Source organism: Streptomyces sp. yr375 (assembly GCF_900110755.1).
In the GTDB taxonomy this organism is placed as follows: Bacteria; Actinomycetota; Actinomycetes; order Streptomycetales; family Streptomycetaceae; genus Streptomyces.
Map to the genome: position 1 here is coordinate 31,411 of NZ_FOFF01000003.1, position 21,990 is coordinate 53,400.

The 21,990-nt window shown below is 72.6% G+C and carries 17 protein-coding genes and 1 pseudogene; 15 read left to right on the plus strand and 3 right to left on the minus strand.

Annotated features, from left to right (window positions below; genetic code table 11):
* The first annotated feature begins 130 nt into the window (after positions 1-130).
* Positions 131-1,408, plus strand: coding sequence for a histidine kinase (locus tag BMZ82_RS04640; protein ID WP_093771978.1), 1,278 nt, complete (start codon positions 131-133; stop codon positions 1,406-1,408).
* A gap of 69 nt (positions 1,409-1,477) precedes the next feature.
* Positions 1,478-2,191 carry a response regulator gene (locus tag BMZ82_RS04645; RefSeq protein WP_093771980.1) on the plus strand — a complete coding sequence of 238 codons (714 nt, stop codon included), beginning with the start codon at positions 1,478-1,480 and terminating at the stop codon, positions 2,189-2,191.
* Here BMZ82_RS04645 and BMZ82_RS04650 read toward each other — a convergent pair.
* On the minus strand, positions 2,188-3,198 hold the full coding sequence (locus BMZ82_RS04650; RefSeq protein WP_093771982.1) for a Gfo/Idh/MocA family protein: 1,011 nt from the start codon (positions 3,196-3,198) through the stop codon (positions 2,188-2,190). The two genes, BMZ82_RS04645 and BMZ82_RS04650, sit on opposite strands and share 4 nt — an antisense overlap.
* Before the next feature lie 117 nt (positions 3,199-3,315).
* Here BMZ82_RS04650 and BMZ82_RS04655 point away from each other — a divergent pair, with 117 nt between their 5' ends.
* From BMZ82_RS04655 to BMZ82_RS04710, 12 genes and pseudogenes are all read left to right on the plus strand, one after another.
* Positions 3,316-4,065, plus strand: a complete 750-nt coding sequence (locus BMZ82_RS04655; protein WP_093771984.1) for a GntR family transcriptional regulator — start codon at positions 3,316-3,318, stop codon at positions 4,063-4,065.
* Between the two features lie 120 nt (positions 4,066-4,185).
* Positions 4,186-5,140: pseudogene (locus BMZ82_RS41595) on the plus strand (ABC transporter permease).
* Entirely contained in the window at positions 5,137-5,916 is a 780-nt protein-coding gene (locus BMZ82_RS04665) for an ATP-binding cassette domain-containing protein (protein ID WP_256251763.1), read from the plus strand. Before BMZ82_RS41595 ends, BMZ82_RS04665 begins: the two are co-directional and overlap by 4 nt.
* 67 nt (positions 5,917-5,983) lie before the next feature.
* Positions 5,984-7,132, plus strand: a complete 1,149-nt coding sequence (locus tag BMZ82_RS04670; protein WP_093772420.1) for an ROK family glucokinase — start codon at positions 5,984-5,986, stop codon at positions 7,130-7,132.
* Positions 7,133-7,225: 93 nt separating this feature from the next.
* A complete protein-coding gene (locus tag BMZ82_RS04675; RefSeq protein WP_093771990.1) occupies positions 7,226-7,819 on the plus strand; it encodes a sugar kinase in 594 nt (197 codons plus the stop codon).
* Positions 7,820-8,280: 461 nt separating this feature from the next.
* Positions 8,281-11,097, plus strand: coding sequence for a DEAD/DEAH box helicase (locus tag BMZ82_RS04680; RefSeq protein ID WP_093772422.1), 2,817 nt, complete (start codon positions 8,281-8,283; stop codon positions 11,095-11,097).
* A complete protein-coding gene (locus BMZ82_RS04685; protein ID WP_093771992.1) occupies positions 11,097-13,154 on the plus strand; it encodes an SWIM zinc finger family protein in 2,058 nt (685 codons plus the stop codon). The genes BMZ82_RS04680 and BMZ82_RS04685 overlap by 1 nt, the downstream gene beginning before the upstream one ends.
* 214 nt (positions 13,155-13,368) lie before the next feature.
* A complete protein-coding gene (gene pcaC / locus BMZ82_RS04690; protein ID WP_093771994.1) occupies positions 13,369-14,679 on the plus strand; it encodes a bifunctional 3-oxoadipate enol-lactonase/4-carboxymuconolactone decarboxylase PcaDC in 1,311 nt (436 codons plus the stop codon).
* A 73-nt stretch (positions 14,680-14,752) separates the two neighbouring features.
* Entirely contained in the window at positions 14,753-15,388 is a 636-nt protein-coding gene (locus BMZ82_RS04695; RefSeq protein WP_093772424.1) for an MBL fold metallo-hydrolase, read from the plus strand.
* 30 nt (positions 15,389-15,418) lie between these two features.
* Positions 15,419-16,198 (plus strand): exodeoxyribonuclease III, encoded by a 780-nt coding sequence (locus tag BMZ82_RS04700; protein ID WP_093771995.1) that lies wholly within the window; start codon positions 15,419-15,421, stop codon positions 16,196-16,198.
* Positions 16,199-16,280: 82 nt separating this feature from the next.
* A complete protein-coding gene (locus tag BMZ82_RS04705) occupies positions 16,281-16,700 on the plus strand; it encodes a DUF6278 family protein (RefSeq protein ID WP_093771997.1) in 420 nt (139 codons plus the stop codon).
* 131 nt (positions 16,701-16,831) lie between these two features.
* On the plus strand, positions 16,832-17,575 hold the full coding sequence (locus BMZ82_RS04710; protein ID WP_093771999.1) for an amino acid ABC transporter ATP-binding protein: 744 nt from the start codon (positions 16,832-16,834) through the stop codon (positions 17,573-17,575).
* A gap of 51 nt (positions 17,576-17,626) precedes the next feature.
* Here BMZ82_RS04710 and BMZ82_RS04715 read toward each other — a convergent pair whose 3' ends face one another.
* Complete coding sequence (locus BMZ82_RS04715; RefSeq protein WP_093772426.1) at positions 17,627-19,195, minus strand: CocE/NonD family hydrolase; 1,569 nt, start codon at positions 19,193-19,195, stop codon at positions 17,627-17,629.
* Positions 19,196-19,281: 86 nt separating this feature from the next.
* Positions 19,282-20,028, minus strand: coding sequence for a hypothetical protein (locus BMZ82_RS04720; protein ID WP_093772001.1), 747 nt, complete (start codon positions 20,026-20,028; stop codon positions 19,282-19,284).
* 143 nt (positions 20,029-20,171) lie between these two features.
* Between BMZ82_RS04720 and ggt the strand changes: the two genes are divergently transcribed.
* The gene (ggt, locus tag BMZ82_RS04725) at positions 20,172-21,971 is read left to right on the plus strand and encodes a gamma-glutamyltransferase (protein WP_177244391.1); all 1,800 of its coding nucleotides are present in this window, start codon (positions 20,172-20,174) and stop codon (positions 21,969-21,971) included.
* Positions 21,972-21,990 lie beyond the last annotated feature (19 nt).

Sequence of the window (21,990 nt, forward strand, 5' to 3'; positions counted from 1 at the left end):
TCCGGTCCACCGGTCCGGCCGCGCCGAAAGGAGCCGACGGCACGACTTCGGTCGATCGGCGTACCCCTTCGGTAGGGGATCCGCTCGGCGGGGAGGTGACGCGGTCCTTCGCTGCGTAGATTTGTCGACCATGAGGGCAGACGACGAGACGGCGGCGGCGCAGGCCACACGGCCGGCGTCCGGGTTCACCAGGCACCGGTGGCTGCTGCCGTCCGCCGTGGTCGCGGGGCTCGACCCCGACACCGCGCGGCCCGGCCGCCCGCACCGGCGCACCGCCCGCGACTGGGCCGTCGACTTCTGCTGCTTCCTGCTGGCCGTCGCCGTCGGCCTGGCGGTCGCGGACTCCTTCCCCGGCGAACGGGACCTCCCGCCCGCCTTCGCCATGGCCGACCAACTCCTGGGCGGCCTCGCCTGCGCGGCGGTCTGGCTGCGCCGCCGGTGGCCGCTCGGCCTCGCGGTCGTGCTGGTCCCCCTCGGCTTCGTGTCGACCACCTCGTCCGGCGCCTGCACCGTCGCCCTCTTCACCCTCGCCGTGCACCGGCCGCTGCGCTACGTGGCCTGGGTGGGCGGCGTCCAGATCGCCCTGATCCCGCTGCTCGCCTGGGCCCGGCCGGACCCCACCCTGTCGTACGGGCCCGCGGTGGCGTGGAGCGTGCTGATCACCGTCACGGCCATCGGCTGGGGCATGTTCGTGCGGTCCAAGCGGCAACTGATGCTGAGCCTGCGCGAGCGCGCCCGGCGCGCCGAGGCGGAGGCCCGGCTGCGCGCCGAACAGGCCCAGCGGCTGGCCCGCGAGGCCATCGCCCGCGAGATGCACGACGTCCTCGCCCACCGGCTCACCCTGCTCAGCGTGCACGCGGGCGCGCTGGAGTTCCGTCCCGACGCGCCCCGCGCGGAGATCGCGCGGGCGGCCGGGGTCATCCGGGAGAGCGCCCACGAGGCCCTCCAGGACCTGCGGGAGATCATCGGCGTCCTGCGGGCCGCCGAACCCGACGACGCCGGCCGCCCCCAGCCGACGCTGGCCGCCCTGGACACGCTGGTCGCCGAGTCCCGCGAGGCCGGCATGAAGGTCACCCTCGACCAGCGGGTCACCGACGCCGGCGCCGTCCCCGCGTCCGTCGGCCGCACCGCCTACCGCATCGCGCAGGAGTGCCTCACCAACGCCCGCAAACACGCCCCGGGCGCGGAGACCGCGGTCACCGTCACCGGCGGCCCCGGCGAGGGCCTGGCCGTCACCGTGCGCAACCCGGCCCCCGAGGGCGACGTACCGCCCGTCCCCGGCTCCGGCCAGGGCCTGATCGGCCTCACCGAACGAGCGACGCTGGCCGGGGGTCGCCTGGAGCACGGGGCGTGGGGCGACGGGGGTTTCGAGGTACGGGCATGGCTGCCGTGGCGGGCGGCGGCTTAACCGGGCCGCCCCGGGGGAGGAGCCGCGCACCATGAACTCGCCCGCCCACAACCGTGATTACGTGAGCCCATGACTGCTGCGATCAGACTGCTCCTCGTCGACGACGATCCCCTGGTGCGGGCCGGTCTGGCCTTCATGATGGGAGGCGCCGACGACATCGAGATCGTCGGTGAGGCCGCCGACGGCGGTGAGGTCGAGGGACTCGTGGACCGCACCCGGCCGGACGTCGTCCTGATGGACATCCGGATGCCGGCCATGGACGGGATCACCGCCACGGAGCGGCTGCGCGGGCGGGCGGACGCCCCGCAGGTCGTCGTGCTCACCACCTTCCACGCCGACGAACAGGTGCTGCGGGCGCTGCGCGCGGGGGCCGCCGGGTTCGTCCTCAAGGACACCCCGCCCGCCGAGATCCTCGACGCCGTGCGCCGGGTCGCGGCCGGTGACCCGGTCCTGTCGCCCACGGTCACCCGGCAGTTGATGAACCACGCGGCCGGTACGGCGGCCGACACCCGGCGCGCCCACGCGCGCGTGCGGCTCGCCGCCCTCGGCGAACGCGAACGCGAGGTGGCCGTCGCCGTCGGCCGGGGGCTGTCCAACGCGGACATCGCCGCCGACCTGTTCATGAGCGTCGCCACCGTCAAGGCCCACGTCTCCCGGGTCCTGGCCAAACTCGACCTCAACAACCGCGTCCAGATCGCCCTGTTGGCCTACGACGCGGGCCTCGTGGACGACGGAACGGGAAACGGGGCGGAGGGGAGGGAGGGGACGGAAGACGGGCGTTAGCCGGACGTCTCCGGGATCTCCGCGAGCCACACCGCCCTGCGCTCCCGGCGGGACCTCTCGCAGGCCTCCGCGATGCGCAGGGCCTGGAGGGCCTCGTTGCCGTTGCAGGGGTTGGCGCGTTCGCCGCGTACGACGTCCACGAACGCGATCAGTTCCGCCTCGTACGCGGGTTCGAAGCGTTCCAGGAAGCCGGTCCACGGCTTGTCGGCGGCCGGCGGCCCGGTCGGCTCGGTGGACGCGATCGGCGTACGGTCGTCCAGGCCGACGACGATCTGGTCCAGCTCCCCGGCCAGCTCCATGCGGACGTCGTACCCCGCGCCGTTCAGCCGCGTCGCCGTCGCCGTGGCGAGCGTGCCGTCGTCGAAGGTGAGCACGGCGGCGGCCGTGTCGACGTCCCCCGCCTCGCGGAACATCGCGGGCCCGGCGTCGGACCCGGCCGCGTACACGTCCGTCACCTCGCGCCCGGTGACCCAGCGCAGACAGTCGAAGTCGTGGATCAGCGCGTCCCGGTAGATCCCGCCGGACGCCGGCAGCCACGCGGCCGGCGGCGCCGCCGCGTCGGACGTCAGCGCCCGTACGGTGTGCAGCCGCCCGAGCCGCCCCGAACGCACCGCCTTGCGGGCCCCCGCGTACCCGGCGTCGAAGCGGCGCTGGAAACCCATCTGAAGGATCGTTCCGGCGGTTTCTACCTCGGCGATGGCTTGTAAGGTACCCGCCAGGTCCAGGGCGATCGGCTTCTCGCAGAAGACCGGGAGCCCGGAGCGCGCCGCCCGGCCGATCAGTTCGGCGTGCGCCGAGGTCGCCGTCGTGATCACCACGGCGTCCACGCCCCAGCGGAAGATCTCGTCCACCCCCGGGGCAGCCGTCTCACCCAGCCGGTACGCGAGCTCCTGGGCCCGCGCAGGGTCCGCGTCCGTCAGGATCAGGGATCCGACCTCGCGGTGACGGCTGAGTGTGTTCGCATGAACGGTGCCGATGCGGCCCGTCCCGATGACCCCGATGCGCATGATTCCAAAGTGGGGTCGCGGGGCACATGCTGTCAATGCGTATGTCCGGACAATCTGACTACACAACTTCCCGTCACCCGGCCGCAGAGCTACGCTCGGCCCGTGCCGAAACCAGAAGTGGACCCTACCGTGCAGCTCGAACTCCGTGTGGACCGAAGCTCTCCGGTGCCGTTGTACTTCCAGCTCGCCCAGCAGTTGGAGGCCGCCATCGAGCACGGCCTGCTCACCCCCGGCAGCCTCCTGGGCAACGAGATCGAGCTCGCGGGCCGCCTCGGTCTGTCCCGGCCGACCGTCCGCCAGGCGATCCAGTCGCTCGTCGACAAGGGCCTCCTGGTCCGCCGCCGAGGCGTGGGCACGCAGGTCGTGCACAGCCAGGTCAAGCGCCCGCTGGAGCTGAGCAGCCTGTTCGACGACCTGGAGGCGGCCGGGCAGCGTCCGGCGACCACGGTCCTGGTCAACACCATGGTCCCGGCGTCCGCCCAGGTCGCGGCGGCGCTCGCGGTGCCCGAGGGCAGTGACGTCCACCAGGTGGAGCGGCTGCGCCTCGCGCACGGGGAGCCGATGGCGTACCTGTGCAACCACCTCCCCGCCGGTCTGCTCGACGTGCACACCGGCCGGCTCCAGGCCACCGGCCTGTACCGGCTGATGCGGACCGCCGGGATCACCCTGCACAGCGCCCGCCAGTCCATCGGCGCCCGCGCCGCCACCCCCGCCGAGGCCGAGCGGCTCGCCGAACCCGAGGGCGCCCCGCTGCTGACCATGCAGCGCACGACCTTCGACGACACCGGCCGGGCGGTGGAGTTCGGCGACCACATCTACCGCCCGACCCGCTACTCCTTCGAGTTCCAGCTACTCGTACGCCCCTGAGGCGACGGCCGGGAGGCGGTCTCTCGCGGTCGCAATGTACGGACAATGTGACCGAATGTCCGGACAAGGCGGCTGATGTGTGGTCCCCGGCCATAAGGCGCGTGACCCCTGTGTTCGATAATGGGGCGTTTGCATCCGGTGAGCGATCACCTGATGCGCCGCCTGCTCACCCGCCCGGAACTGGGCGCGGTCTTCGGCTTCTTCGCCCTGGCCGCCGACAGCTTCTTGCGCGCGGGCAGCCTCGGCACCGTTCTCTACGCGTCCTCGACGATCGGCATCATGGCGGTGCCGGTCGCGCTGCTGATGATCGGCGGCGAGTTCGACCTCTCGGCCGGTGTCATGGTCACGTCTTCGGCGCTGATCTTGTCGATGTTCAGCTACCAGATGACGGCGAACGTCTGGGTGGGCGTCGGGGTGTCCCTGGTGGCCACCCTCGCCATCGGCGCGTTCAACGGCTTCGTGCTGACCCGTACCAGGCTTCCCAGCTTCATCGTCACGCTGGGCACCTTCCTGATGCTGGCCGGCGTCAACCTCGGCTTCACCAAGCTCATCGACGGGACGGTGGCGACGAAGACCATCGCCGACATGGCGGGCTTCACCTCCGCGCACGCCGTCTTCGCCTCGACCCTGAGGATCGGCGGCGTCGGCTTCCGGGTGACCATCCTCTGGTGGCTCGCCCTGGTGGCCGTCGCCTCGTAGCTCCTCCTGCGCACCCGCACCGGCAACTGGATCTTCGCGGTGGGCGGCAACAAGGAGGCCGCCCGCGCGGTCGGCGTCCCCGTCCGCGAGGCGACGATCGGCCTCTACATGGGCGTCGCCCTCGGCGCGTGGATCTCCGGCCAGCACCTGCTGTTCTCGTACGACGCCGTCCAGTCCGGCGAGGGCGTCGGCAACGAGCTGATCTACATCATCGCGGCCGTCATCGGCGGCTGTCTGATCACCGGCGGCCACGGCAGCGCGGTCGGCTCGGCGGTGGGCGCGCTCCTCTTCGGCATGACGAGCAAGGGCATCGTGTTCGCTCCTCGCGACCCTGCTCAACGCCCGGGTCCGCAAGCGCGCGGAGGCCGCCGCGTGACGCTCGTCGAGCTGACCGGCGTCAGCAAGCGCTACGGCACCGTCAAGGCCCTCGAAGGGGTCTCCCTGGAGGTGCACGCGGGCGGTGTCACCTGCGTTCTGGGCGACAACGGCGCGGGCAAATCAACATTGATCAAGATTGTTGCCGGACTGCATCGACATGACGGCGGTGTGTTTCGTCTTGACGGCGAGGAGACGATGTTGACGTCTCCTCGGGACGCCCTGGAGCGCGGTATCGCGACCGTCCACCAGGACCTGGCCGTCGTCCCGCTGATGCCGGTGTGGCGAAACTTCTTCCTGGGCTCGGAGCCGCGGAAGGGCGTCGGCCCCTTCAAGCGTCTCGACGTCGACCACATGCGCCGCACCACGCGCACCGAGCTGCTGCGCATGGGCATCGACCTCCGCGACGTCGACCAGCCCATCGGCACGCTCTCGGGCGGCGAAGGCCAGTGCGTGGTGATCGCGCGGGCGGTGTACTTCGGCGCGAAGGTCCTCGTCCTCGACGAACCGACGGCGGCGCTCGGCGTCAAACAGTCCGGCATGGTCCTGAAGTACGTGGCGGCGGCCCGGGACGAGGGCCTCGGCGTCGTGCTGATCACCCACAACCCGCACCACGCGTATCTGGTGGGGGACAGGTTCGTACTGCTGCGGCGCGGCACGATGGTAGGCGGCTACCGGCGCGACGAGATCACGCTCGACGGGCTGACCCGCCAGATGGCCGGTGGAGACGACCTGGACGACCTGCGCCACGAGCTGCGGCGGGGCCGAGGGGCGTGAGGCGGAATCCGCGGCCCCCGCCGCCCCGCTCGGCACCCGGCATGACGGTGAGGCAGAATCGGCGACGATGAGCACCTACGGCAACTTCAGCGCCCCCATCGGTTCCCGCCGCGCCCCCGCACTCCGCACGGTGGGCACGAGGGAGCGCCGCTCGCACCTCACCGCGCCCCGGGTGCCGACCGTCGGCATCGACATCGGCGGCACGAAGGTGATGGCGGGCGTCGTCGACGCCGACGGCAACATCCTGGAGAAGGTCCGCACGGAGACCCCGGACAAGTCCAAGAGCCCGAAGGTCGTGGAGGACACGATCGTCGAGCTGGTCCTGGACCTGTCCGACCGCCACGACGTGCACGCGGTCGGCGTCGGCGCGGCGGGGTGGGTCGACGCGGACCGCAACCGCGTCCTGTTCGCGCCCCACCTGTCCTGGCGCAACGAGCCCCTCAGGGACCGCCTCTCCGGCCGCCTGGCGGTGCCCGTCCTCGTCGACAACGACGCCAACACCGCCGCCTGGGCGGAGTGGCGGTTCGGCGCGGGCCGCGGCGAGGACCACCTCGTCATGATCACGCTCGGCACCGGCATCGGCGGCGCGATCCTGGAGGACGGCCAGGTCAAGCGCGGCAAGTACGGCGTCGCCGGCGAGTTCGGCCATATGCAGGTCGTGCCCGGCGGCCACCGCTGCCCGTGCGGCAACCGCGGCTGCTGGGAGCAGTACAGCTCGGGCAACGCGCTGGTCAGGGAGGCGCGCGAGATGGCCGCCGCCGACTCCCCGGTGGCCTACGGGATCATCGAGCACGTCAAGGGGAACATCGGCGACATCACCGGCCCGATGATCACCGAGCTGGCCCGCGAGGGCGACGCCATGTGCATCGAGCTGCTCCAGGACATCGGCCAGTGGCTCGGCGTCGGCATCGCCAACCTGGCCGCCGCCCTCGACCCGTCCTGCTTCGTGATCGGCGGCGGTGTCTCGGCCGCCGACGACCTGCTGATCGCCCCCGCGCGGGACGCGTTCAAGCGCCAGCTCACCGGCCGCGGCTACCGCCCCGAGGCCCGCATCGTCCGCGCCCAGCTCGGCCCCGACGCCGGCATGGTCGGCGCCGCCGACCTGGCCCGGCTGGTCGCCCGCCGCTTCCGGCGCGCCAAGCGCCGCCGCGTGGAGCGCTACGAGCGCTTCGAACGGTTCACGGACGCGGCCCGCCGCACCCAGGACACGGCGTGACGGCCGCGTCACCCCGCACGACCGGGGAGACGACCTGAGACACTGCATGACCGTTGCACCACCCCGTACCACCCGCACCACCTGGGACATCGCATGACAGCACCGCTGCCCCACCAGGCCGCGTCCCCCGAAGAGCCGCCCCGCCCGCCGGAGGACCGCCGCCATGTGATCCGCCGCAGGGCGCTCACCCTGCTGATCATCGTGCTGCTCATCGGTGTCCCGGCCGGCTACCTGGTGATCTCCGCCAACCAGAGCCGCGACAGCGGCAAGGACAAGGAAGCGAAGTACTCGGCGACCGGCCTGACCGCGGCCTGGCCGTCGAAGGTCCAGCGCCGCCTGTACCAGGTGCCGATCCCGCACCCCTCCAACCAGGTCGCCTACTACGAGACGAACAACTGGAAGACCAGCCGCCTCTACGTGCAGTTCCAGACCACACAGGCAGGCCTCGACCAGTTCCTCGCGGACATCGGCGTCAGCCGGGCCGACCTGAAGAAGGGCGACATCGCCATCAGCGCCCGCGACCAGCAGATCACCGGCTGGAAGTTCACCGGCCCCGGCTCCCGCCCCGGCGACGACTTCGGCATCGTCCACACGCAGGAGAACCCCGACCCGACGCTGGACATCGTGGTGAACACCGGCAACGCGATCTACCCCTTCGTCTACGTAGTTTCACGCACGGTGCCCTAACCGAACGGGACCGGAGCCCACCCAATGGGGTGCTCGGCCGGCCGCCGGGACCGATTGTCAGACCCCGCCCGTAGAGTCGAAGACGACTGATCCGACACACGGCCGGGAGGTGGACACAAGGCATGAGCACGACGACCGACGGGCCGGCTTCGCCAGAGCCCGGCCCAGGCCCCGGCCCCGTCTCGGGTCCCGGCCCCGTCTCGGGTCCCGGCCCCGTCTCGGGTCCCGGCTCCGTCTCGGGTCCCGGCTCCGTCTCGGGTCCCGGCCCCGGCTCCGTCTCGGGTCCCGGTCCCGGCTCCGTCTCGGGCTCCGGTCCCGGCCTCCGCTCGGGTTCCAGGTCCGGTCCTGGCCTCGCCTCGGGTCCCGGCTCCGGTTCCGGCCTCGCCTCGGGCCCTGGCGCCGCCTCGGGTCCCGACCCCGCCTCGGGTCCCGGCCTCGGCCCCGGTTCCGGCCTCGTCTCCGTGCGGCTTGCCGCCGTCTTTCTGCCCGGGGCCCTTCCGCGCGAGGGCCGCGTCGTCTTCTGGGATCCGTCGGACGGGCCGCCGATCCGTACGGCGGACGCGGCACACGGCGTACCTGAGGCGGAGGTCGTGGAGCTGACCGTCGTGCGGCGGTACGGCTCCTCCATCCGCCGTAAGCAGGCCCCCGCGCTCTCCCTGCCGCTCGACACGGCGCTTCCGCTGCTCGTGCGCGCCCGCCGTGACCCCGCCGCCCATCCGGCCACCGCCTGCTGGGGAGCCGCCGCGCTGCACGCGCTGCGGCTCACCGCCCGTGGCCGTCTGCTGCCCGGCCTGACGCCCACCGGGCACGACGCCTGGCGGGCGGGGCCGTTGGACCCGGAGGACATCGCCCACCTCCGCGCGGTCGCCGCCGCGCTCCCGTACGAGGGCCACGCGGTGCCGCTGACCGGCCCCGGCCCGCTTCGGCTGCCGAAGCCGGAAGCCCTGATGCGCTCCTTCCTGGACGCCGTCGCCGACACCATGCCGCGCACCCCGGCCGCGCCCCACGCGTGCGGGCGGCCCTTCGCGGACCGCAGGCCCCAGCGGCTGCCCGGCGCGCACGACTGGGCCGCCGAGGTCGCGGCCGGCATGGACGCGGGCGTGCGGATCTCCCTCCGCCTCGACCTGTCCGCATACGACATGTTCGACGTCTCCGACGCCGACGGCGGGCGGGTGCGCAGCGCGGGTGCCGCGATCGTCCAGGTGCACAGCCTCGCCGACCCGACGCTGGTGACCGACGCGGCGACCCTGTGGGCGGGCGGCGCCGACGCCGCCTTCGGGGCACGCGCACGCGTGGACGCGGCGCTCGCCGTGCGGCGCGCGGCCCGCCTCTGGCCCCCGCTCGCCCGCCTCGCCGAACAGGACGCACCGGACGTCCTGGCCCTGACCGAGGACGAACTCGGAGACCTGCTCGGCGTGGCGGCCACCCGGCTCGCCGCGGCCGGGGTCGCCGTGCACTGGCCGAGGGACCTGGCGCAGGACCTCAGCGCCGCCGCCGTGGTCCGCCCCGCGCCGGGCTCGGCGACGGACGGCACCGGCTTCTTCGAGAGCGAGGAACTGCTCCAGTTCCGCTGGCAGTTGGCGCTCGGCGGAGACCCGCTCAGCGAGGCCGAGATGGACGCGCTGGCGGAGGCCCACCGCCCGGTGGTCCGGCTCCGCGACCAGTGGGTCCTGGTCGACCCGGCGCTCGTACGCAAGGCCCGCAAACGCGAACTGGGCCTGCTGGACCCGGTCGACGCCCTGTCCGTCGCCCTCGCGGGCACCGCCGAGGTCGACGGCGAGACCGTGACGGCGGTCCCCGTCGGCGCCCTGGCCGCCCTGCGCGACCGGCTCACCGCCGGGGTGCGGCCCGCGCAGCCGCCCGCCGGCCTGCACGCCACCCTCCGCGACTACCAACTGCGCGGCCTGGCCTGGCTGGACCTCATGACCTCCCTCGGCCTCGGCGGCTGCCTCGCCGACGACATGGGCCTCGGCAAGACGATCACCGTCATCGCCCTGCACCTGAAGCGCGCCCGCACCGAACCCACCCTGGTGGTCTGCCCGGCCTCCCTCCTTGGCAACTGGCAGCGCGAGATCAACCGCTTCGCACCCGGCGTCCCCGTCCGCCGCTTCCACGGCCCCGACCGCAGCCTCGCGGACCTCACCGGCGGCTTCGTCCTCACCACCTACGGCACGATGCGCTCGGCGGCCCCGACCCTGGCCGAGCAGCCCTGGGGCATGGTCGTCGCGGACGAGGCACAGCACGTCAAGAACCCCTACTCGGCGACGGCGAAGGCACTGCGCACGATCCCGACCCCCGCGCGCGTGGCCCTCACCGGCACCCCCGTCGAGAACAACCTCTCCGAGCTGTGGGCCCTGCTCGACTGGACGACACCGGGCCTCCTCGGCCCCCTGAAGTCCTTCCGCGCCCGGCACGCGCGCGCGGTGGAGAACGGCGAGGACGACCAGGCGGTGGAGCGCCTCGCCCGCCTGGTACGCCCCTTCCTGCTGCGCCGCAAGAAGTCCGACCCCGGCATCGTGCCCGAGCTGCCGCCCAAGACGGAGACCGACCACCCGGTCCCGCTCACCCGCGAACAGGCCGCGCTGTACGAGGCGGTGGTACGGGAGTCCCTGCTGGCCATCGAGACCGCCGACGGCATCGCCCGGCGCGGCCTGGTGCTGAAGCTGCTGGGCGCGCTGAAGCAGATCTGCGACCACCCGGCCCTCTACCTCAAGGAGGAGGCGGTCTCGGTCGGCGACGCCCTGGCCGCCCGTTCCGGCAAACTCGCCCTTCTGGACGAGCTGTTGGACACCCTGCTCGCTGAGGACGGCTCGGCCCTCGTCTTCACGCAGTACGTCGGCATGGCCCGCCTGATCGCCGCCCACCTCACCGCCCGCGCGGTCCCCCTCGCCCTCCTGCACGGCGGCACCCCGGTACCCGAGCGGGAGCGGATGGTGGACCGATTCCAGAGCGGCGAGACGCCGATCCTGGTCCTCTCCCTGAAGGCCGCCGGCACCGGCCTCAACCTCACGCGCGCGGGCCATGTCATCCACTTCGACCGCTGGTGGAATCCGGCGGTCGAGGAGCAGGCCACCGACCGCGCCTACCGCATCGGCCAGACCCAGCCGGTCCAGGTCCACCGCCTCATCACCGAGGGCACGGTCGAGGACCGCATCGCCGAGATGCTCCAGGCCAAGCGCGCCCTGGCCGACGCGATCCTCGGCTCCGGCGAGTCGGCCCTCACGGAACTGACGGACCGCGAGCTGTCCGACCTGGTCAGACTGCGGAGGGAGACGTGATGGGGGAGCCGGAGAAGGACGACATCGAGGCCGAGGCTGAGGCTGTCACGGCTGCGGCTGCGGCGGCGCACCCGGAGCCGAAGCAGGAGCCGGAGCAGGAACAGGAGCAGGGCGGCAGGCCGGCCGACGAGGCCCGCCGGGCGTTGCGGGCGGCCCGGGAACGGCGGCAGGAACAGCAGGCGCAGGAGTCGTCACACCGCCCCGGAGACGCTCCGTCCCGGCCCGCCGACGCGGCCCGCGCGGCCCTGCGGCGCCCATCGACCCCGGCTCCCGCAGCGCCCTCCGCTCCCGAGGAGGGTGCCCCGGCAGCAGACGCCGTCCCCATCCCCGTAGCGGCCCCCGTTCCCCCGACGGATGTCACCCCGGCAGCCGACAAGCCGGGCGCTCCGACCGCCCCGACCGGTTCGCGCCCAGGGGACATCGCCCGTGAGGCCCTGCGGGCGGCACGCGCGCAGACGCGACAGGGCTCCGCCGAGCCCGGGGCGCAGCCAGCACGGGAAACCGGACGCAGCGGCCCCCGCCCCTCCGAAGCCAGACGCCCCGGCCGCATACGTGACCACGTCGCCGATGAACGAGCCCGTGTCGTAAGGGAGTTGCTCGCCGACGCCTTCCGGATGCCCCCGGAGGAGACACCCGACCCGGAACCCGAGCCAGAGGCAGAGCCGACCCCCCGCCCCCAGATGGAGCCCGACCCCGCCCCCGACCCTGATCTCGACCTCGACCCTGATTTCGACCCCGCCCCCGACTGGCACAACGCACCCCCGCCCCCCACCCCCCGCTCCATGGCCGCCCCGTCCCGGGACGGCGACCACCGCCGTACCTTCCCGCCTCTCCCGCCCCTCCCCGCCCTCCCCCCGCGCCCCGCCGGCCCCTTCGCCGAGACCTGGTGGGGCAACGCCTGGGTCGGCGCGCTCGAAGAAGGCGCTCTGGACCCCAAGCGCCTGCTGCGCGGCCGGGGTTACGCCGAGCAGGGGCACGTGGACGCGATCACGGTCACCCCCGGGCTCGTCCTGGCGTACGTGCAGGGCAGCCGCCCCCGCCCCTACCGCGTGCAGGTGCGACTGCGCACCCTCACGGAGGACGACTGGGAACGCTTCCTGGAGGCCGCCGTCGAGCGCCCCGGACACATCGCCGCGCTGCTCGACAAGGAGATGCCCGAGTCCCTCGCCGACTGCGGGGTGCCGCTGCTGCCCGGTCCCGGCGACCTCGACCCGCAGTGCAGTTGCCCCGACCACGGTCACCCCTGCAAGCACGCCGCCGCCCTCTGCTACCAGACCGCGCGGCTGCTCGACGCCGACCCGTTCGTGCTGCTCCTGCTGCGCGGTCGCGGCGAACTCGAAGTGCTCGACGCGCTGTCCCGCCGTAACGCCACCCGCGCGGCGCGCGCCGCACAGGAGCAGCAACCCGAACCGCTGCCGGGCGTCCGGGCCGTCGAAGCCCTCGCCGATCGTCGACTCCCGCCGCTCCCGGCCCCGTTGCCCGGACCCCCGCACCCCGAGCAGCCCCCGGCGTACCCGTCCGCGCCGAACGGCCCCGACTCCTTCGCGCTGGACCACCTCGCGACGGACGCGGCAGCCCGCGCCCACGCCCTGCTGACCACCGGTCAGGACGGGATCGGCGAACTGACCCTCTGGCAGGACGCCGTCCGGCTCGCCGCGTCCCGCCCCGGCTCCGGACTTACCGTCACCACCCGCGCCCTGTACGCCTCGCTCGCCCTGGCCGTCGGCCGCACCCCGTCCGAGCTGGCCCGCGCGGTGGCCGCCTGGCGGCAGGGCGGGCCGGACGGACTCACCGTCCTGGAGGAGACCTGGGACCCGCCGGCCGGCCGCTTCGACCGGGCCCGCCCCCTCCTCCTGGCCGCCGACCTCCCCGCCTTCCGCCCCCGCCGCAACCACCTCACCCACCCTCGCGGCCACGTCCAACTCCGCTTCGGCCGCGACGGCTTGTGGTACGCCTACGAGTCGGAGCCGGGCCACGACGACTGGTGGCCGCGCGGCACCCCCGACCCGGACCCGGTGGGCGCCCTCACCGGCCTCGGCGCTTCGGACGACCTGTGAGCCGCCGGAAGATACCGCATCGACGGGCCTCAGGAGCGGGATGTCCGGGAGGTCTCGGGCCGCGCGGGATGCCTCTGTACGATGCCTGAGGCCGGGAAACGGCATGTGGAGGGAGCGTCGAGGATCTTCGCGATCCCGCCACAACAGGGGAGGGACTGCGCAGCGTTCCCACCCGACGCCGTGAGGAAACGTGAGATGTGAGAGCGTGAGTCGAGTGAGCGAGACGACTGCCGCACCCCTGCAATACCGCTTCGACGGTCCGGAAGACGCTCCGGTGCTGATCCTGGCTCCCTCACTGGGCACCACCTGGCACATGTGGGACCGTCAGGTCCCCGAGCTGGCTCAGCAGTGGCGGGTGTTCCGGTTCGACCTGCCCGGTCACGGCGGTGCCCCGGCCTACCCGGCGGGTTCGGTCGCCGAACTCGCCGCGCGCCTCCTCGCCACACTCGACGTGCTCGGGGTGCAGCGCTTCGGCTACGCGGGCTGCGCGTTCGGCGGCGCGGTCGGCGTGGAGCTGGCCCTGCGGCACCCGGAGCGCGTCGCCTCGCTCGCGCTGATCGCCGCCTCGCCCCGGTTCGGCACGGCCGACGAGTTCCGCCAGCGCGGTGTCATAGTGCGCACCAACGGCCTCGACCCCATCGCCCGCACCTCGCCCGACCGCTGGTTCACCAGCGGCTTCGCGGCCGCCCAGCCCGCGATCACCGAGTGGGCCGTGCAGATGGTGCGCACCACCGACCCCGGCTGCTACATAGCGGCCTGCGAGGCCCTCGCCGCGTTCGACGTACGGGCCGAGATCGGTCTCGTCGGCGTTCCCACGCTGGTCCTCGTCGGCTCCGACGACCAGGTCACCGGCCCCGCCGAGGCGCGTACCCTGGTCGCCGGGATCCCGGACGCCCGGCTGGCCGTCGTACCGGGGGCCTCGCACCTGGTCCCGGTCGAGCAGCCCGCCGCCGTCACCGACCTGCTGGTCCGCCACTTCTCCACCGCCTGGCAGCCCGCCCACGACTCCGTCACCGGGCAGACGGCCGTCCCGGGGATCCCCGTCAGAGCGGTCCTGACCGCGCCCCAGCAGTCCCCGCAGCCGCTGGCCATCGCGGAGATCGCGCCCGCCCCCGTCGTCGAACCGCCGCAGCTCATGGGCCGCCCCGATCCGTACGACGCCGGTCTGAAGGTGCGCCGGGAGGTCCTCGGCGACGCCCATGTCGACCGGGCGCTGTCGCAGGCCGACGAGTTCTCGGGCGACTTCCAGGAGTTCCTGACCCGCTACGCCTGGGGCGAGATCTGGGACCGCCCCGGCCTCGACCGGCGCACCCGCTCCTGCGTCACGCTCACCGCGCTGGTCGCCGGCGGCCACCTGGAGGAGCTCGCCTTCCACACCCGCGCCGCCCTGCGCAACGGCCTCACCCCGGACGAGATCAAGGAAGTGCTGCTCCAGGCGGCCGTCTACTGCGGCGTACCGTCGGCGAACAGCGCGTTCACGGTGGCGCAGCAGGTGATCCGCGAGGAGACCACCCCCACCGAGTGAGCCCCGTCGCCGGCGCGGAGGCAGGATGGACGCCATGACGACGGACACGACGGCCGCGCAGGCGGCGACGGCTCTGAAGCTCACGAAGAAGGTCCACGCGTGCGTGCGGCTGGAGAAGGACGGGCGCGCGCTGGTCCTCGACCCCGGCGGGTTCGGCGAGGCGGACGCGGCCGTCGGCGCGGACGCCATCCTGGTCACGCACGAGCACCCCGACCACTTCGACGAGGCGCGGCTGCGCGCGGCCATGGACGCGAACCCGGCGGCCGAGATCTGGACCCTGCGGTCGGTCGCCGAGAGGATCTCCGCCGCCTTCCCCGGCCGTGTTCACACCGTCGGCCACGGCGACACGTTCACCGCCGCCGGCTTCGACGTCCAGGTCCACGGCGAGCTGCACGCCGTCATCCACCCGGACATCCCGCGCATCACCAACGTCGGCTACCTGATCGACGGCGGTCGCGTCTTCCACCCCGGCGACGCCCTCACCGTCCCCGACCAGCCCGTCGAGACGCTGATGCTTCCGGTGATGGCCCCCTGGAGCAAGATCTCCGAGGTCATCGACTACGTCCGCGAAGTGAGGCCCGAGCGCGCCTACGACATCCACGACGCCCTCCTCACCGACCTCGCCCGCCCGATCTACGACAACCAGATCGGCGCCCTCGGCGGCGCGCGGCACCTGCGGCTGGCGCCCGGGGAGAGCGCGGCACTGTGAGTGTCAGTGGCGCCCGGTAGGTTGTGAGGCATGCGCATCGCGACCTGGAACGTGAACTCGATCACCGCCCGCCTGCCGAGGCTCCTGGCCTGGCTGGAGAGCAGCGGCACCGACGTGCTCTGCCTCCAGGAGGCCAAGGTCGCCGAGGCGCAGTTCCCCCTCGACCAGCTCCGCGAGCTGGGCTACGAGGCGGCGGTCCACGCCACCGGCCGGTGGAACGGCGTGGCGGTGCTGTCCCGGGTCGGCCTGGCGGACGTCGTCAAGGGCCTGCCCGGCGACCCCGGCTACGAGGGCGCGTCCGAGCCCCGCGCCATCTCGGCGACCTGCGGCCCGGTCCGCGTCTGGTCGGTGTACGTGCCGAACGGCCGCGAGGTCGACCACCCGCACTATGCCTACAAGCTCCAGTGGTTCGAGGCCCTCAAGGCGGCCGTCGCGGGCGACGCCACGGGCAGCCGGCCCTTCGCGGTGCTGGGCGATTACAACGTGGCGCCGACCGACGACGACGTCTACGACGTGGCCGCCTTCGAGGGCCTCACGCACGTCACCCCCGCCGAGCGCGCCGCCCTGACGTCCCTGCGCGAGGCGGGCCTGTCGGACGTCGTGCCGCGCCCCCTGAAGTACGACCACCCGTACACGTACTGGGACTACCGCCAGCTCGCCTTCCCCAAGAACCGTGGCATGCGCATCGACCTCGTGTACGGCAACGAGCCGTTCGCCCAGGCCGTCAAGGACTCCTACGTGGACCGCGAGGAGCGCAAGGGCAAGGGCGCGTCGGACCACGCGCCGGTCGTCGTCGACCTGGACGTGTAGCTCCGGAAGCCGGGGCCCGGCCGACGAGCGCGTGCCAGCGCGCCTGTGGTGTGCGTACTGGTGCGAGTGTCACGCTGGGCTGATGAACATCCCTTTCCTGGGCAACAGGAGCAAGAAGCACGGTGCGGCGGTGCTGGCCGAGGACCCCGAGGGGATCGCCGAACTCCTCTCCGAATGCGAGCTGTTGCGTTCCCACGCGGACCGGGAGGGGATCCGACTCGACGACACCGCCGCCTCGTTGGAGGCGCTCGACCAGTTGCCGCCGCGCTGGCGCGACGACGAGGAGGGCCTGTCCTGGTTCGGCCACGACGCCGGGCTCTACCTGGGGACGGTCGTCGTGCGCACCGTGCCCGGCGCCGCCTGGGCGATCCGGCCCGGTGGCGAGCCGGTCGTCCGGCTGGCGTCCGGCCGGGAGATCGACGTGGCCGCGGCCGGTCGCGACTGGGCCGCGAGCGGGACTCCCGAACTGTCCCAGCTCTACGCGGAGGTGGCCGAGAACTGACCTCCCGGCACCCCGGCACGACTGGTGTAAATACGGCTAATGACCGAAAAGTGCGTGTCGTACCTTAACGCCGCTCTTATGTGGATAGTTTGCGGCAACCACGACACGGCTGAGAGTGAGTAGGGCTGCGCATGGCCGTCGATCCGTTGATCGAGCTGCGTGACGTCAACAAGTACTTCGGGGAGCTGCATGTACTCCAGGACGTCAACCTCACCGTCGGCAGGGGGGAGGTGGTCGTGGTGATCGGCCCTTCGGGGTCGGGGAAGTCGACACTGTGCCGGGCGATCAACCGGCTGGAGCCCATCCAGTCCGGCTCCATCACGCTCGACGGACAGCCGCTGCCGGAGGAGGGCAAGGGCCTGGCGAGACTGCGCTCCGAGGTCGGCATGGTCTTCCAGTCCTTCAACCTCTTCGCCCACAAGACAGTCCTCCAGAACATCTCGCTGGGCCAGGTCAAGGTGCGCAGACGCAGCAAGGACGACGCCGACCGGCGTTCGCGCGAACTGCTCGACCGGGTGGGCCTCGCCGACCAGGCCGACAAGTTCCCGGCGCAGCTCTCCGGCGGTCAGCAGCAGCGCGTGGCCATCGCCCGCGCCCTCGCCATGGACCCCAAGGCGCTCCTCTTCGACGAGCCCACCTCCGCCCTCGACCCCGAGATGATCAACGAGGTCCTCGAGGTGATGCAGCAACTGGCCCGGGACGGCATGACCATGGTCGTCGTCACCCACGAGATGGGCTTCGCGCGCTCCGCAGCCAACCGCGTGGTCTTCATGGCCGACGGCCGGATCGTCGAGGACCGCACGCCCGAGGAGTTCTTCACCGACCCGCGCAGCGACCGGGCCAAGGACTTCCTCTCCAAGATCCTCAAGCACTGAGCCCCGACGGTGGCAGCCGCCGAGCCCACCCGCCCCGGCAGCGGCCGGAGATCACTGCTCGCGCAGCGGAATCGACACGTACGACGGGTCGTCCACCGGCGAGGAGAAGGTCAGCCGCGCGCCGGACGGGTTGTGCTCGATGTAGAGCGGGTCGACCGTGTCGACGACCAGGGCGAGCCGGTGCCCTGCCGGGACGTCGTAGGCCGTGGCGAACAGGTCCAGGTCGAGACGGAACGGAGTGCCCGGCGTGCGCCCGTGGAAGGTGTACGGCGCGTTGCTGACCAGCTTGCCGAGGCCGAGCGGCCCCACGTCGTACAGATAGGCGACGAGGGTGCCGCTCTCCTCGGTCGGAGTGACGGTGGTGTGCAACTGGGCGGTACCGCGCACCTGTTGGGGCGTGGCGTACTTCTCCGACTGCCATACGGCGGCCCAGGCGCGGGGGAGCAGCGGGACGACCGCCACCGGGGGGAGCTTCACCAGTTGGTCGAGGACGCTGGAGAGGAAGACGGTTCCGGCGTCCGCGCCCGAGTCCACGTTGGTGTGCAGGGTGGTCGTGCCCGCGAGGGCGATCTTCCGCCGGGTCGCGGTCACCGACTTCCAGTCCGGATACCCCTCGTAGCCGTCTGTGGAACGGGACTTGAGCCGGACCGGCTGCTCCCGGTCGACGCCGTTGTCCGCGCCCTTGAGGTAGTGGTCGAACCAGCGCTCGGTGTCGGTCCACACGTCGTTGGGCAGCCCGAACAGGCCGGAGATCTCGGGGGTCGCGTGGTCGCCGGGCCGGAACTCCAGGCGCTTCGGGCCGGTCAGCTTCCCGTAGAAGTCGATGGTCTGGTTGGGCGGGAAGATCGTGTCGCCCCAGGCTCCGGCGAGCATGACCGCGGGGCCGTTCTTGTTGAGCTGGTCCAGATACGTCGCGACGGAACGTTTCCGCCCCCAGGCGAGCATGGCCTGCTCCCGGGACAGGTCGGAGGCGGAGAAGTCCGCGAAGAGCTGCCGGGACTCGGCGCTCATCCGGCCCGTGGCAGCGCCCACCGCGTTGAGGAAGGCCGCGGCCTGGCTGTGCTGGGTGCGCCCCGAGTAGATCGAGGCGATCAGGTCCGCCCAGCCGCTGAGCGAGGCGACCGCCTTGACGCGCTTGTCGTGCGCGGCGGCGAGCAGGCTGATGCCGGCCCCGTAGGAGACGCCCGCCATGCCGATGTTCTTCGGGTCGCTGGGGGTGTGGGCGAGCGCCCAGTCGACGACCTTGGCGGCGTCGGCCACGTCGGACGGGCCCGCGACCTCGATCTCGCCGCCGGACTGCCAGAACCCGCGCACGTTGTAACTCAGCACCACGTAACCGGTGTCGGCGAGTCTGCGGGCCTCGGCGAGATACTGGACCTGCGGGAAGCCCCAGGCCGTGGGCAGCACGATCAGCGGGAGGCGGCGCGAGCCGTCGGCGCGCGCGGGGGTCACGACGTTGGCCTTGAGGACGGTCCCGCCGGCCCCGGCGATGTCGACGAACCGGACGTCGCTCGTCGCCGCCTGCGCGGCGGGAGCCAGCGTGAGGCCGCCACCGGCGACCAGGGACGCGCAGACCGCGCCCACGGCGGTCGTACGCAGGGCCTTGCGATGCTGTCCCAGTCCCACGGTCCACTCCTCGACGTGCCACAGTGCAAAGTGACCCGACGGTAACCGATTCGTCCCAACTGGGGTAACCCGGCGGCTAGTTACGTGGCAGTAACAATTGTCGCCGCAGGTAGCGGGGCCTGGGCCGCCCGGGTCACGTCCTCCACCAGCTCGACCACGTCGGGGCCGTACGCCTGGGAGTTGATCACCTTCAGGAGCAGGACGAAGGAGGCGTTGCCGTGCTTGCGGGCCAGCCGCTCGTGGTTGCGGACGAGATACCGGGTCGCGGCCTGGTTGTTGATCGCGCGCTGCCCGCAGAACAGGAACACCGGCCGCCCGCCACGCCGCGAGCCGGCGGTGAGCCGGGCCAGCAGGACGTACTCGGTGACGCCCGACTCCATCCGGTAGTGCTCGCCGCCGATCTGGAACGCCAACCGGTCCGGGCCCGGTTCGCGGTCGGTGTTGACGCGCACCCCGGGCAGCATGGCCTGGAGATGGGCCGCCATCCGCCGGTTCGACCCCGGGCCGCCGACGCAGAACTCCGTGCGCTCCCCGAAACCCTGCCGGGCCGCGTCCTGGGTGACCACCTCCGCGCCCGCGCCGCAGTCCTTGATGAGCGCGGCGAGCTCCAGCAGCGCGAACACGTCGTGCCGGTGCACCGCGAGATCGGGGCTGCCCGCGTCGCGGTTGACCACGAGCAGCGACTCCGAGTGCTCGGGCAGCCCGAAGAACGCCTGCTTGCGCCGCAGCCTGCGCCTCCACAGGTAGGTACGGGCCAGCCAGCCCAGCGTGGCACTGATGCCGGCGGCGACCACCCCCAGGACGATGTTGCGCACGTCGTCGTTCATGGGCGCGCATGGTAGCGGGCGAGCATGACCGGCGCGTACTTGTGTTCGACATGTGGCAGTCGTATGACAGTGCCCGGAAGGAGGCTGTCGGGGCCCCGGGAATGTGGTTACGCTGCGCGGACGGTTCCCGACTGGAGGTATGGATGCGTCGCCCTGTCGCGCGGAAGCTGTCGGTCCTGGCGGTCTCGGCCGCCGTGGTCACGGTGGGGGCGGCAGCGCCACCCGCCGCGCAGAGAACGGCGGTCGAGAAGGTCCCCGTCGCCGTCGGCTACGGCGGTGCCGTCGCCAGCGTCGACGCCGACGCCTCCGCGGCCGGCATCGAGGTCCTGAGGAAGGGCGGCAACGCCGTCGACGCGGCCGTCGCCACCGCCGCCGCCCTCGGCGTCACCGAGCCCTACTCCTCCGGCGTCGGCGGAGGCGGCTACTTCGTCTACTACGACGCCAAGTCCCGTACGGTGCACACCATCGACGGCCGCGAGACCGCCCCGCTGACGGCGGATTCCGGCCTCTTCCTGGAGAACGGGAAGCCGCTCGCCTTCGCCGACGCCGTCACCAGCGGCCTCAGCGTCGGCACGCCGGGCACCCCGGCCACCTGGGCGACGGCACTGGGCAAATGGGGCAGCGAGAAGCTCGGTACGGTGCTGAAGCCCGCCGAGCGCCTGGCCCGCGACGGCTTCACCGTCGACGACACCTTCCGCTCCCAGACCGCCGCCAACGAGACCCGCTTCCGCTACTTCCCGGACACCGTGAAGCTGTTCCTGCCGGGCGGCCAACTCCCCGTCGTGGGCTCGACGTTCAAGAACCCCGACCTCGCGAAGACGTACGCGGAGCTGGGCCGCAAGGGCGTCGGCGCGGTCTACCGGGGCGACCTCGGCAAGGACATCGTCGACACCGTCAACCACCCGCCCGTGGACCCGGGTTCGGGCTGGAACGCCCGGCCGGGCAACCTGACCGCCAAGGACCTCGCGGCCTACCGCGCCAAGTTCCAAGCGCCCACGAAGACTTCGTACCGCGGACTGGGCGTCTACTCCATCGCGCCCTCCTCCTCGGGCGGCACGACGGTCGGCGAGGCCCTCAACATCCTTGAGAAGACGGACCTTTCGAAGGCCAGCGAGGTGCAGTACCTGCACCACTACATCGAGGCCAGCCGGATCGCGTTCGCCGACCGCGGGCGCTGGGTCGGCGACCCCGCCTTCGAGGACGTCCCCACCAAGGAACTGCTGTCGCAGAAGTACGCCGACTCGCGGGCCTGCCTCATCAAGGACGACGCGGTCCTCACCAGCCCCGTCGCACCCGGCGACCCGCGCAAGCCGGCCGCCTGCAACACCGGCGGCACGGCCGCGCCGACGACGTACGAGGGTGAGAACACCACGCACCTGACCGTCGCCGACAAGTGGGGCAACGTCGTCTCGTACACGCTCACCATCGAGCAGACCGGCGGCAGCGGCATCACCGTCCCCGGCCGCGGCTTCATCCTCAACAACGAGCTGACGGACTTCTCCTTCGCCCCCGCGAACCCGGCCGTCCACGACCCGAACCTGCCCGGTCCGGGCAAGCGGCCGCGGTCCTCGATCTCGCCGACGATCGTGCTCGACCGGCACAACCAGCCGGTGGTGGCGCTGGGTTCGCCCGGCGGCGCGACCATCATCACCACCGTGCTGCAGACCCTGACCGAGTTCCTCGACCGCGGTCTGCCGCTCGTCGACGCGATCGCCGCCCCGCGCGCCAGCCAGCGCAACGCGGCCCGCACCGAACTCGAACCCGGCCTCTACAACAGCGACTTGAGGACGCAGTTGGAGAAGATCGGGCACTCCTTCACGCTCAACCCCGAGATCGGCGCGGCCACCGGCGTCCAGCGACTGCCGAACGGCAAGTGGCTGGCCGCCGCCGAGACCGTACGACGCGGCGGCGGCTCGGCGCAGGTGGTGTACCCCGCCCCGTAGCCCCAGGCTGTCTGGCCCT